Origin of the sequence: Halegenticoccus tardaugens, from assembly GCF_004116405.1 — an archaeon.
GTDB classification, from domain to species: Archaea; Halobacteriota; Halobacteria; order Halobacteriales; family Haloferacaceae; genus Halegenticoccus; species Halegenticoccus tardaugens.
This window is the reverse complement of record NZ_SDIC01000008.1, coordinates 105,501-117,977: the sequence shown is the minus strand read 5'-3', so window position 1 is coordinate 117,977 and position 12,477 is coordinate 105,501. Positions and strand designations below refer to the sequence as shown.

At 58.8% G+C, this 12,477-nt stretch carries 10 protein-coding genes and 3 pseudogenes; 7 read left to right on the top strand and 6 right to left on the bottom strand.

The annotated features are described in order from the left end of the window. Window positions 1-6 precede the first annotated feature (6 nt). A complete protein-coding gene (locus tag C3L37_RS19370) occupies window positions 7-312 on the top strand; it encodes a hypothetical protein (RefSeq protein WP_228546370.1) in 306 nt (101 codons plus the stop codon). An 81-nt stretch (window positions 313-393) separates the two neighbouring features. After that, window positions 394-651: a uroporphyrinogen-III synthase gene (locus C3L37_RS25900; RefSeq protein WP_394345813.1), complete on the top strand. Its 258-nt coding sequence runs from the start codon at window positions 394-396 to the stop codon at window positions 649-651. 138 nt (window positions 652-789) lie between these two features. Here the strand turns inward: C3L37_RS25900 and C3L37_RS25595 are convergent. The 3 genes and pseudogenes from C3L37_RS25595 to C3L37_RS19355 form a co-directional block, all read right to left on the bottom strand. Then, window positions 790-953: pseudogene (locus C3L37_RS25595) on the bottom strand (DMT family transporter); the annotation flags it as partial. 4 nt (window positions 954-957) lie between these two features. Continuing rightward, window positions 958-2,187: pseudogene (locus C3L37_RS19360) on the bottom strand (RNA-guided endonuclease InsQ/TnpB family protein). 3 nt (window positions 2,188-2,190) lie between these two features. Next, complete coding sequence (locus tag C3L37_RS19355) at window positions 2,191-2,343, bottom strand: DUF2080 family transposase-associated protein (protein ID WP_129116203.1); 153 nt, start codon at window positions 2,341-2,343, stop codon at window positions 2,191-2,193. A 395-nt stretch (window positions 2,344-2,738) separates the two neighbouring features. Between C3L37_RS19355 and C3L37_RS19350 the strand changes: the two genes are divergently transcribed. From C3L37_RS19350 to C3L37_RS19335, 3 genes are all read left to right on the top strand, one after another. Beyond that, window positions 2,739-3,713: a transcription initiation factor IIB gene (locus C3L37_RS19350; RefSeq protein ID WP_129116202.1), complete on the top strand. Its 975-nt coding sequence runs from the start codon at window positions 2,739-2,741 to the stop codon at window positions 3,711-3,713. A 385-nt stretch (window positions 3,714-4,098) separates the two neighbouring features. Continuing rightward, window positions 4,099-4,476 carry a winged helix-turn-helix domain-containing protein gene (locus C3L37_RS19340; protein WP_129116201.1) on the top strand — a complete coding sequence of 126 codons (378 nt, stop codon included), beginning with the start codon at window positions 4,099-4,101 and terminating at the stop codon, window positions 4,474-4,476. Next, window positions 4,473-4,754, top strand: a complete 282-nt coding sequence (locus tag C3L37_RS19335; RefSeq protein WP_129116200.1) for a DUF7521 family protein — start codon at window positions 4,473-4,475, stop codon at window positions 4,752-4,754. Before C3L37_RS19340 ends, C3L37_RS19335 begins: the two co-directional genes overlap by 4 nt. Window positions 4,755-5,221: 467 nt before the next feature. On the opposite strand, the gene C3L37_RS19330 is transcribed toward C3L37_RS19335, so the two are convergent. Further along, window positions 5,222-5,617, bottom strand: coding sequence for a CopG family ribbon-helix-helix protein (locus C3L37_RS19330; protein WP_129116199.1), 396 nt, complete (start codon window positions 5,615-5,617; stop codon window positions 5,222-5,224). Window positions 5,618-5,726: 109 nt separating this feature from the next. On the opposite strand from C3L37_RS19330, the gene C3L37_RS19325 reads away from it, so the two are divergent. Together C3L37_RS19325 and C3L37_RS19320 are read left to right on the top strand one after the other, a co-directional pair. Continuing rightward, a complete protein-coding gene (locus C3L37_RS19325) occupies window positions 5,727-6,599 on the top strand; it encodes a HoxN/HupN/NixA family nickel/cobalt transporter (protein ID WP_129116198.1) in 873 nt (290 codons plus the stop codon). A 618-nt stretch (window positions 6,600-7,217) separates the two neighbouring features. Continuing rightward, window positions 7,218-7,391, top strand: a pseudogene (locus tag C3L37_RS19320) (PadR family transcriptional regulator); the annotation flags it as partial. A 174-nt stretch (window positions 7,392-7,565) separates the two neighbouring features. Here C3L37_RS19320 and fdhF read toward each other — a convergent pair. After that, on the bottom strand, window positions 7,566-10,892 hold the full coding sequence (gene fdhF / locus C3L37_RS19315) for a formate dehydrogenase subunit alpha (RefSeq protein ID WP_129116196.1): 3,327 nt from the start codon (window positions 10,890-10,892) through the stop codon (window positions 7,566-7,568). Continuing rightward, entirely contained in the window at window positions 10,889-12,409 is a 1,521-nt protein-coding gene (locus C3L37_RS19310) for an NADH-ubiquinone oxidoreductase-F iron-sulfur binding region domain-containing protein (RefSeq protein ID WP_129116195.1), read from the bottom strand. The genes fdhF and C3L37_RS19310 overlap by 4 nt, the downstream gene beginning before the upstream one ends. Window positions 12,410-12,477 lie beyond the last annotated feature (68 nt).

The window sequence follows — 12,477 nt, the reverse complement described above, 5'->3', positions numbered from 1 at the left end:
TTGACAGTGGCCGGCTTTGTCGGGTATCTGAGCATCGGCATTGCTCTCCATGTAACCGGTGTCTATACGCCCCCATCCCCAGTGATGAGTTTCTCAAATCCAGTATTCACCAGTCTGAGCTTTCTCGTCGGGGGACTCATCTGTCTCCTCTCTGGGTCGCTCACATTTCTCACACTCCTTGCGAGTGTGAAGTATGCCAACGCCGAGTTCGTCGTCTTGATGAGTCTCATCGCCTTTGGATTCGGCGCAGCTACGGTCCGAGTCACGGCCGGGGCAGTCCTGACATGGCTTGCTGGACTCCGGCCGGTATAGTGCCCAGAAAATGATGGATTGTGCAGCCAACTACGCACGAATTCCAATACGAACAGCTCCAATAGCACCACTTCTCGAAGTATGACCAAGCCGACTGTAGCGGTCCTTCGACCCGATGACAATCGTATTGCCGCGGCAGTCGAATATCTCCGCTCACTTGGAGTGTCGCCAGTCGCAGATCCAATGCTCACGGTCCGATCGACTGGAGCGACGCCTGTGACAGCAGACTATTGCATCTTCACAAGCCGGACCGGAGTACAGATCGCAGCAGAACAAGACTGGCAGCCGAGCGATTCAGTGGTGTGTGCCGTCGGCCAGCAGACCGCATCGGCATTATGAGACTACGGCGTCCCAGTCGACATCGTGCCGGCATCGTTCACGTCCACAGGCCTCGTTGAGGAACTCGCAGCTGAGGTGGACGGATCGACTGTCGAAATCGCTCGCAGCGCCCACGGCAGCGAGGTACTGATCCAGGGGTTAGTGGCCCCCGGAGACGAGATGGAGACCGACAATTCCGAAGATAATCACGGAGATGAACAGGAGGCGAGCACTCGTCGCTGGTTCATCGAATAAGACGATACCGAGCGAAGCGGTTCCGACGGCACCAATCCCGTCCAGACAGCATACGTGGTCCCAATCGGTGAACTACCCCGCCCTGCTCGGCCTTGTGGCCTCGCTGAGGACGGGGCTTCCTGTTTCCACGACGCGCTGTGCAGGAACCGCAACGGTTCCCGGAGGGAGCGCAGTCTCCGCAGGCATTGAATCGGAGTGAACCACTCCTACTTGATCGAATCGGCGTGAAAGGATGTTGTACGCCGCGTTGAGGTCGCGGTCTGCCTCGAACCCGCACGATGGACACGAGTGTTCCCGAACCCACAGCGGCTTCTCGGTTGAAATACCGCAGTTGGCACATTCCTTCGTCGTCCCGCGTGGATCGACGGCGATGAAGTGCGTCCCCTCTCTGTCGCACTTGTACTCCAACATCCGGAGGAACGTCCCCCATGCCGCTCCAGCGCGGTTTCGTGAGTTCGACGGGAGTTCCATCAACCCCTTCGCATCGAGGTCCTCGACCGCGACGAGATCGTGTTCCCGAGCGTAGTAGTTCGAGAGCTTGTGCAGGAAATCTCGTCGCTTCCGCTTGAGGTCGGCGTGGCGTCGGGCGACGACGCGCTGTTGGGTGCGGTAGTTCGCCGACCCGTGTTCCTTCCGCGAGAGGTCGCGTTGTGCGCGTTCCAACCGCTCGCGTTCGTCTGAGAGGTCGGGACTTTCGACTGCGGTTCCGTCGCTGTCGTGAGCGTACTTCAGGATACCCACGTCGATGCCGACGCACTGCTCGGGATTCTCGGGCTTCGGCGGCGCGTCGGTCTCGGTTTCGAGTCCGAGGACAGTGAACCACTCACCAGTCGGCTCCTGCTTGACGACAACCTCCTTGATCGTCGCGTCGACGGGAACCTCACGGTGGGAGACTATCGGAACGTCGCCGATCTTGGAAAGAGAGAGTACAGGTCGGCCACTCGTGTTGTTGAGCTTGAAGCCGGTTTGACTGTACGTGATCGAACGATATTCCTGCGGAGCCTTCCACCGGAGTTCGCCGACGCGGTAGCTGTTGTCCTTCCGTGCCTTCAGCGTCGAGAGGTTGTCGTACAATCGATGTACGACTTTCTGAAGGACCTTCGAGTGAACGTCCTTCAGGTCGGTCCACTCGCGTTTGAGGTCGGGGAGGAGCGACTGTTCGGAGTAGGCGGACGTGTCGTCTACTCGGTTGAGTCGGTGAAGGAAATGGTTGTAGACCTGTCGGCAGGTATCGACGGTCTACGCTAACCGCTTGTGGAGTTCATCGGTCGGTTTGAGTCGATACCTGTAGTTGTAGCGCATGGTCTACTCGCCTGAATCGGCGTCGGGTTTGGAGACACGGACGACCTTCACGTCCGCTCCGATCCACCGTTTCGGGACGAGGACGTGCGCTCCGTTTCCGACCGGGCGAACGTCTCGGTCGAGGACTTCGTAGCCCTCAATTTCGTGCCGATCCATTAACTGAGTATATACTATGTTGTAACTTAAATCTACTGAATCGTGAGCCTGCGGGCCTACTACCGAACACGTTTGAGAACTGTGCGGGCGTCGCCAGAACGCGGAAGCGTTCTGACTGCCAACCAGAAGCCTACGACTTCTGGTGACGTTGACGAGACGCGCAGCGTCTCGTTCGCACACAAGAGCTTCGCTCTTGTGAACGCTGTATCCCCTCCCTACTCGCTCCCTTCGGTCGTCGTTGAGGAAGAAACCTTAGCGTCTCGGTTAAGGTAAACCAAATTGGCGGATTCTCAAAGTATGGGATTCCGCCGCGTACTCTTCGGGTGTCGGCCCTCACTATTGATAGAGACACCCACCCGGAGTGAGCGAAAGAAGATTCCCGAGACCCAATATGCATGACTAACACGCAACTCGATATCGAAGGCAGCCGCATAGATGAACGGCAATCGGACAGCGAGTCTCAGCCGCTCTCGTCGTGTCCGGAATGTGATGGCCAGGTCATTCGTGACGATGAGCACGGTGAGACGACGTGTGAGGAGTGTGGGTTGGTTCTCGACGACGTGTCCATCGACCGGGGACCGGAATGGCGGGCGTTTCATAGCGACGAAAAAGACGAAAAGAGCCGGGTTGGGGCACCGACGACGCAGCTAATGCACGACAAGGGGCTCAGTACGACGATCGGATGGCAGGATAAAGACGCGTACGGACAGGCGGTATCCAATCAGAAACGAGCTCAACTACAGCGCCTTCGGACGTGGGACGAACGGTTCCGGACGAAAGACGCTCACGAACGGAATCTCAAACAGGCACTCGGCGAAATCAGTCGCATGGCATCGGCTCTCGATGTCCCGGAACCAGTTCGCGAAACCGCAGGGGTACTCTATCGACGAGCCGTCGACGAAGACCTCCTTCCGGGACGGTCCATCGAAGGCATGTCAACAGCTGCACTGTACGCTGCCGCCAGACAACATGGCACGCCACGGTCGCTCTCCGAATTCGCTGAGGTCAGTCGCGTGGAGAAAATCCGGATTCAGCGGGCCTATCGGTATCTTTCCCGCGAACTCGGCTTGGCAATCGAACCAGCGGATCCGCTGGAATACGTCCCCCAGTTCGCGTCAGCACTCGACGTGAGCAATGAGACTACGCGCCAAGCTCGCGACCTCCTCAGTACGGCGAAGGCACAGGGTGCACATAGCGGGAAAAATCCTGCAGGTCTCGCCGCGGCCGCACTCTACGCGGCGACACATCTCACGAACGAACAACTGACACAGGAGACGGTGAGCAACGCGGCCCACGTGAGTATGGTAACGATCCGGAATCGCTACCAGGAACTGCTTGACGTCTATGCTGAAAACGGAGGCTATGCGTGATGGATGAATCAGTAGAATCAACCCACGATGAGTCAACAGCCGCTGGCCGAGCGAGGGATGTGACGAGTGAACATAGTCGCGAAACCGATCGGGAAATCCTCATTATACTTGCAGGGAATTCGCCACTCCATGTTATGGACATCGCCAGTGCTGCCGATCGCCACCCCATCACGGTCGACCAAACGTGTGCGCGCCTCCATGAGGACGGCCAGATTCAGCCAGTTGGTCGCGGGGTCTATGACGTTACTGAGGATGGAAAACAACGGGTCGGGGATAGCTCCACCGCCGAATCCTGAGCGAGATAGCGTTCACAAGCTGGCTCCATCCCCCCAACGGGTGAGTCGTAACCGGATAGCATTTCCCGAGCACGAGCCAAATTCAGACAATGGTGCGCGATTCAGCGTCATCTGAGGACTCGCCATCGTTGCAGGCTGTCCTTGATGCGCTGGACGACGCTAACTGTCGGGCCATTCTCCGTGAAACAGCTGAACCCATGACCGCAACCGAACTCATCGATACCTGTGACATCCCCAGATCGACGTTGTATAGGAAACTCGACCTCCTCAGCGACGCCGCCCTCGTCCATGAGCAAGTGACGATCAATCCAAGTGGCGGGCGAACCACCCGGTATGAGCGGGATTTCGACGACGTGACGATTTCGATGGATGAGGACGATAATTTCTCGGTCACGGTCGAACGGCCGTCTCGGAAGGCTGATGAACGGCTCGAAGACATCTGGTCCAAGATGGGTGACGAGCTGTGATCTGGATAGGGACGGCGATTGTTGTCGTCAAGACAGTAATTTTACTTTTGGGAAGTGGTATCACGTATATCGCATTTAAAGCGTATCGCCGGACTGGATCCCCTTCGATGCGGGCCCTCGGTATTGGATTTGGAACCGTCACTTTAGGGGCGCTACTCGCTGGGATCGCCCATCAAGTCCTCTCCGTGTCGCTGGAGATGGGGATCCTGATCAATAGCGTGCTTGTGGCGGTTGGCTTGGCAATCGTCATGTACTCGCTCTATCTCGAACGCGGGTGAAACGCCGGCTACATGTCGGTGGGAAGGCCGCTTTGGCACGGCTACACGCACTGCAAAGCACGTCCTTGGGAATAATTGGACGGCAACCGTCGAGGGGGGACGCGAAAGCGCACTTCGCCCCCGAGGAAACGTGCAACCGTGAACTCCCCTTCGGGGAATCCCACGACTGTAGTCGTGGGAGGAGGTCAAGTCGTGACTCAGATTTTAACATTGATAAAATAACATATTAACCTCAAAAACGGACCCGAGAATCGGTCTCCTGGCAGATCCTTGCACGCAGCGGGAGAGTGAGCCGGTCTTCATTGGGACGATGTGACCGGACTTCGGCGTAGCTCGTGACTCCAGTCGAGGAGTCACCGTCCACCTGGCCTTCCGAAGACCGGTTCAAAGGCCGCTTCTACTGCCCGTTCCGGCCACATATGTGTGAAATAGCCAACGTGCAAAGCTGAGGTCGTGATTGACGGCTGCTACGCGTCCTCATCACGGATAACCATCACCTTCACGCGGCGAACGTCGTCGAAATCGCGAAGCCGATATGTAAGGTCACGAGCCCGCTCGGCGGCCCCGCGACAGAAGAGTGATTCGAGACACCACTCGCCTTGATGGGTATGACTCGTGTTGAGAATGACGTCCTGGTAGTTGTGCTGAACGGCATGGAGTTCCTGTATCACGTCGTGGTGCCGATAATCGAAGCCGATGAGGGCCACGATCTCCCCGGATGTGTCCTCGAGGCGAGAGTGTGATTCGATGTACTCCAGCATTGCCTCTCGAACGGCTCGGGAGCGATTTTCTAGACCTTCGTCCTGCCAGACTTGGTCGAACTCGGCGACGACCTCGTCGGGGATATTGAAACTCGTTCGCATATCTACTGGCTCGTTGTCGCTCCACAAGAGTTCCCCGCCCCGTATGACGAAATCCCCATTTCGGTATTAACAACCGTTATCCGCGTCGTTGACGGATTCTCTGACATAGATGTTACACGGTGAAGCACTCGGTCTTCTTATCGGAGCCATCCTCCTCGGTGTGGTTCACGGTATTGAGCCGGGACACGGCTGGCCCGTTGCCGCGTCGTATGCGCTTGATCAGACGAACAAATGGGTCCACGGGTTCGCGGCGAGTTTTATCCTCGGCATCGGTCACCTCATTAGTAGTATCGCGATGGTGGCGGTGTTCTTCTACGCGAAGGAGTATTTCAATCTCACACAAGTCAACGAGCCGATCCCACTCGATCTGTTCTCGGCAACGATTTTCATTGGCGGCCCAGTAAGTCTCGTCGCCGGCGTTTTGCTCATCGCACTCGGCATCCGCGAGTATTTCCACGGGCATTCACACGGGAACCACGGTGACGAGCATAGTCACGACCACCACGATCATCACGACGATGGACACGAACACGGGCATGACCACGGCCACCATGATCACTCGCATAACCACGATCACTCACATGGCCACAGCCATTCGCACGACCACGATGAGGGTGGACTGCTGTCTCGTGTAAAAGGATTCATTCCGTTCGTCGGTGGACACTCGCATTCACACGGCGACCTGGACGAGGCAGCTGACCGTGGACTCCTCGGTATCGCGTGGTTTGCATTCGTTCTTGGATTCGCCCACGAGGAAGAGTTCGAGATTATCGCCCTGTGTGCAGGGTCGAACTACTGTCTCGAACTAATGAGCGCCTATGCGATCACTGTCATAGTCGGTATCGTTGGATTGACGATGCTCTTGATCGCGGGCTACCAACACTCCGAGGAGAAGGTTGAACAGTACACACCGTACCTCCCCGCCTTCTCCGCAGCCGTCCTCATTATCATGGGACTCGGCTTCATTACGGGGGTGTTATGATAGCATCAATAGACGGGCGCCTCTTCGCGAGCTTCTGGGAACGTCGACTCTCAAACAGAGCAGTGAATCTTTACTCAAGTAATTGGACGACACATTATCCAACAGAGCGATTATTTACATATGGATTAATATTTCAAATATATAGATATTCAAGTGTATCACCATACGTGATGGCAGTCACTCATCGTCTCATCAACTTTCTAACTGCCATGTTCGGCACAATTGACCTTCGTTGGTATGTACGGTCGGCTGGGCTTGCTACACACGTTGAACTGAGTGTCGACTCACGTTGTTAAGCAATCACAACAAACAACTGATCCCCATCGGCGAGCCAGCGTGGAAGGTACTAAGTAAGCTACCCACGACTAGAGTCGTGGGCTTCCTCGCCCTGCAATCATGTGAGTTGACGGCGGTTCACGGTTGCTCTCACGATTCACGACGTCGTCTGTAATCGGAGTGATCTGATATAGTATTGGAATCTTCATTCTTGCTCCAGGACGATTCACACCGTATCTGTCCCAATGACGCTCCAAGTAAAATTGTTTCTAGATAGTATGGGCACGCTACACGGTGTTATATATTATTAACTATAGTGCGATCAGTCTATTTCTTAGTCATATGGCTGAGTTCAGCGGCTTCCAACGTGACCTCCTGGTCGTGAGCACCCGCTTCAAGCAACCATCAGGCCAAGACGTCAAAGAGGAGAGTGAACACGTGTACGAAGACGAGATCAACCACGGGCGGTTGTACCCGAACTTAGATACGCTCGTCCAGCAAGACTACGTTGAAAGGGAATGATCGATCACTCGATCCGGTAAGCGAGCGTATACTACGTCGTTTTCTTCCCGCCAGCACCTAGGACACAGATGACACCCCTGTTCGTCTCCAGCATTTCGACGAGACTCATATCCGTCGGTCAGTATGAAGTCACTTCGACTCGTCGATTTCGGCGGGACAATCACAGGCTCAGTCGTCGTCGGCCGCCCCGCCACTTCCCACCCCGATATCGGGCGTTCGAAGCACGTTCGCGTCAATCTCCGGGACGAGCGGTTCGATACGAACGCTCGAGACCTTGTACTCGGGGATTCCCGACGTCGGATCAAACGTTTCCTGCGTGAGTTTGTTGACCGCACCGGCGGCGAAGTGCATCGGGATGAACACTGTTCCTGCGTTGACGCGGTCGGTCACCTTTGCTTTGACCACGATTTCGCCGCGCCGGGACTCCACACGAACGTAGTCTCCGTCGTCGACGTCTAGTCGCGCGGCTAGGTTGGAGTGGATCTCGACGAAGCTCTCGCCGACGTGGCTCATCAACCCCTCGACACGGCGGGTAAGCTGTCCAGTATGCCAGTGATAGAGGACGCGCCCAGAGGTGAGTGTCAGGGGATACCCCTCGTCGGGGATTTCGCCGGGTTGGCCGCTATCTGCCGGTACGAAGCGGGCAAGTCCGTCGTCAAAGTTGAAATCCCCGTCCTCGTAATCGTATAGATACGGCGTTCCAGGGTGGTCCTTGTCCGGGACCGGCCACTGGAGGCCGTGCTGGGATCCCTCTTCAAGTCGGTCGTAGCTGACGCCGCCGTAGATCGGGGCGAGATTGCTGATCTCATCCATGATCTCCCGAGGGTGGTCGTAGTCCCAGTTATATCCCATACAGTTCGCCAGCCCCTGGGTGATCGCCCAGTCCTGGCGTGCATTTCCAGGCGGCTCAGCCGTCGGCCGGACGCGCTGGATACGGCGCTCCGTGTTCGTGAACGTGCCGTGTTTCTCTGGGGATGTCGCCGCGGGGAGGATCACGTTGGCGTGTTCAGCTGTCTCGGTCATGAAGATGTCTTGGACGACGAGGAAGTCAAGCGCCTCGAGAGCCTCTCCGGCGTGCTCGATGTCCGGTTCGGAGAGGGCGGGGTTTTCGCCGACGATGTACATCCCACGTAGGTTCCCCTCGTGAGCTTCGGCAAACATCTCAGGGACCGTGAGGCCGGGTTCGGCCGGTGGGCGGTCTCCCCAGACGTCCGCGAACTTTTCTCCGACCTCATCGTCGGACGGGTCCTGATAACCAGGCAGGCTCCCAGGGAGCGTCCCCATATCGCCGCCACCGCCCTGTACGTTGTTCTGGCCACGGAACGGCGAGAGGCCAGCCCCCGGTTTTCCGAGTTGTCCAAGCGTAAGCGCAAGGTTCGCGAGCGCGAGAACGTTCTGTGTACCATGACTCGACTGAGTCATGCCCATTGCCCACCCGAAGATCACGGTATCGGCATTGGCGAGTGTCTCAGCGGCCGCCTCGAGTTCTTTGGCCGGAACGCCGGCAACCTCCTCGACCTTCTCCGGTTTGTATGGCTGGACCTTCTCGCGGAGGTCATCGAAGCCCGTCGTATTGCGTTTGATGAAGTCCTCGTCGTGGAGGTCGTGTTCGATGACATACCGGATCAGCCCGTTGATCCAGACCACGTCGTACCCAGGTTTGGTCCGGGTGTACTGATCGGCGTGTTTGGCGATGCCGACCTTTCTCGGATCGAACACCACCAGATCAGCACCGTCGCGGACGTTCTGCTTGATCCGCGTCGCCAGTACTGGATGGGACTCGGTCGTATTCGACCCGGTGATGAGGTAGGCATTGGCCTCGCCGACGTCCTCATTGATACGGTTGGTCATTGCGCCGTAGCCCAGAGTCTGCTGAAGAGCTGCAACCGTCGAAGAGTGACAGAGACGGGCGCAGTTGTCGATATTCTTCGTTCTCAAAACCTGCCGGGCGAACTTCTGGACGAGGTAGGCCTCCTCGTTCGTCCCCTTCGACGACGCGAGACAGCTGACGGCGTCGACGCCGTGTTCGTCCTGGATCTCGCGGAGGTTCTCCACGACGTACTCAAGAGCGGCGTCCCAGGAGACTGGTTCGAACTCGCCGGCGTCGTTGCGGACGAGCGGCTCCGTGAGTCGTCGGTCGCTGTTGGCGAACTCGTGGCCGAACTTCCCTTTCACGCAGGTCGAGAAGTTATTGGCGGGTGCTGCGGACGGATCGTCGACTGGTTCGACACCGATCGTCTCGCCGTCTTTCCCCCACATCTCGAATCGACAGCCGACCGCACAGAAGCCGCACGTCGTCTCTTCGGCTTCGATACGATCGAGGCGAACGTCGCTGACGAAGTCGGCGATATCGAAGAGTCGACCTTCTGGTATCGTGGTCATCGCAATGCTCTCAGTGGTGTGTTCGCCGACCATCATCGCTTTACGGCCGTACTCGCCGGCCAGCTCCGTCGCTCGCTTTCTGGCCCCCTTCATAAAGTGAGTGAGCCCAGTTGCATTGCCGTCGGACGCTCCGGCCGCCCCGGCGGTCTCCGCCCCACCCGGTGAGGGTGACCGATTGGGGGCGGTCGTGTCGTCGAGCGTCTCGACGTCGTCGGTATCGATGACGTTCCCGATGGAGTTGCGTTGAGTGAACCCAGGGAGCGGCAGTGTCGCGGCGCCGCCGATCCCTTTCTCAGTGAGTGCACCAGTCGGACAGACCGTCGCGCAGTGACCGCAGGAGACGCACTCGGACTCGGCCATCGTTTCGGCGTCCGACTGGAACCCGATCCGGGTGTCGTCGCCGTGGCCTTCGATGCGGAGCACGCCCTCGACTTGCACGTCGTTGCAGCCTTCGACGCATCGGTTGCAAAGGATGCACTTGTTGCGGTCGATCTGGATGAATGACGAGGTGTCGTCGAGCGGTTCGTACTCGTCCCGGTCCGCGAAGACGCCGTAACGCGGGTGATCGACGCCTTCGCTGATCGCGGCGTCCTGAAGTTCGCATCGGCCGTTCCCGTTGCAGGTCGTACAGCGGAGATTGTGGTTCGACAGGACGAGGTCGAGGTTAACGCTCCGACTCTCCTTGGCGTCAGGGGTATCGGTCCGGACAGTCAACCCATCTTCGGCTGGGAACGAACAGGCAGGCACGAGGCCATGTTTCTCTGTCTCGACCATGCAGGTCCGACACTCGCTTCGCGGCCCTATCTCATCGCTCGCTGACCCGTCCCGGTCGTAGTAACACAGCGCGGGCACGTCGGCGTCGGCCATGAGGCTATCGGCACACGAGCCGACGGTCACATTCTCAGCGTCGACAGCCTGCATCGCGTCAATGACGGTTGATCCGGGCGGCACGGTCACCGATTGCCCGTTGATCGAGAGCGTCGTCGGCCCGTCGCCGGCCGTTCCGGCAGGCGGATCGTCTGCAGTACCCGTCTTGAACGTCGCCGTCACTGGCGTCCGTTCGCGCTGATCGTCGATCGCCGGTACTTGCGGAAGTGGTTCGTCCGTACTCATAGATTCTCAGTACACGTCCCGTTGGGACATCGTCCAGTAGCGTGTTCCCGAAATTCGGGTCCGAACTCGTCCATGGCCGTTACAACCGGACGCGGTGCGTGGGTGCCGATCTGGCAGTTGCTCGTCCGTTCCATTACTCGCCCCAGTTCGCGAATGTCGTCTATTCGATGAGATCCCTGATAGATCTCTCGGAGCAGTTCCGTGAGCTGTTTCGTTCCCTCTCGCCCCGGAACACACCGTCCGCTGTTCTCCCGTGAGGCGAAGCTCGCCCGCTTGCCGGCGGTCGCGACAGCACATCGTTCGTCGCATAACAGTTCGACGACGCCGTCGGTTCCAAGCCCCGCGGCGATGAGCGACGGCGCGGTAGGAACGACATCTAAATCAGCGGTTATCCCGCCGAAAACGCCACCGACACAGGCCATCTTGAACGAGCCGTCCATCGAAACGGCATCCCGGCTCGCCGCGAGTACCGTCGTCGAGTCCAGTTCGACGATTGCCGGCGCGTCAACGTCGCCGGTGACGGTCACGAGCCGCGTCCCCGGATCCGAAGCGTCCGCGTCGAACGACGACGGCTCGCAAAGCGCTCGCTGGACCTGTACGAACGTCCGCGGTGTATGCACGATCGTCGGCCGACCGTAGAGGCCGTGCTCGGCCGGCGTCGGGGGTTGCCGACGCGGCTCGATTCGATCCGCCCCCTCCATCGCCTCGAGCGCAGCCGTCGGTGCACCGGCGCGGTACTCATCGGGACCAACGACGATGTCTGGGACGACCTGAAGTTCGTCTGCGGCCGCGTTCACAGCCCGTTGCACGTGGCGCTGGAGTATCTTCTCGCGTTCGTTCAGATAAATCACCGCGTCCTCGGCACCGACTGACGCCGCGACCGCCGCGACCCCATCAAGGACTGCGATCGGCGCGCCGGCGAGCAACGTCCGGTCGACTCGCTGTCGATCGTCTGGCTCGTTAGCGTTGACGACGACGACGGGCTCGCCGTCCGTCTCGCGGGCCAATTCCCACGCGTCGGCGGCCGACTCGTCCGCGAGCGCGTCACCTCTTCCACGACCGAGGATCCCCGCGTCAGTAGCGCCGACGTTCTGCTCGGTCGAACGGAGTTCGTAGTCGGTCGGTTCGAGCGGGTCGACCCAGCCGCACGGTCCGAGGACGCGTCGGTGACCAACCGACAGCGGCCCCGTGTCGGGAACCGGGAGTGACGGAGCGTCCCGGTCGTGTTCGACGACTGCATCGGCGCGGTCGACCGGCAGTCCGCTCGAGTCTAGCTCGGCCGCGAGTTTGCGAGCCGTCGACGGGGCAGGCGAATAAAAGAATCCTGTCCGTTCGCCATCGGTCGCGAGAAGCAACGGCTCGAGCTCGACGATGCCGGTCGGTCCCGTTCGAACGACCGGAACGGAGCCCGCGGCGTCGCGAGCAGCAGCGTAGACGTGATCACCGCGGCTCGCTCCGATCTCCGCCGACACACGGACGATCGGCGAACAGCGAACGCTTCCTGAGACAACCGTCATTGTTACCCACAATTCCCCGTCCGGTACTAAAAACTACTCGAAAGCGATAGTGTGGCGTACGTCGACCG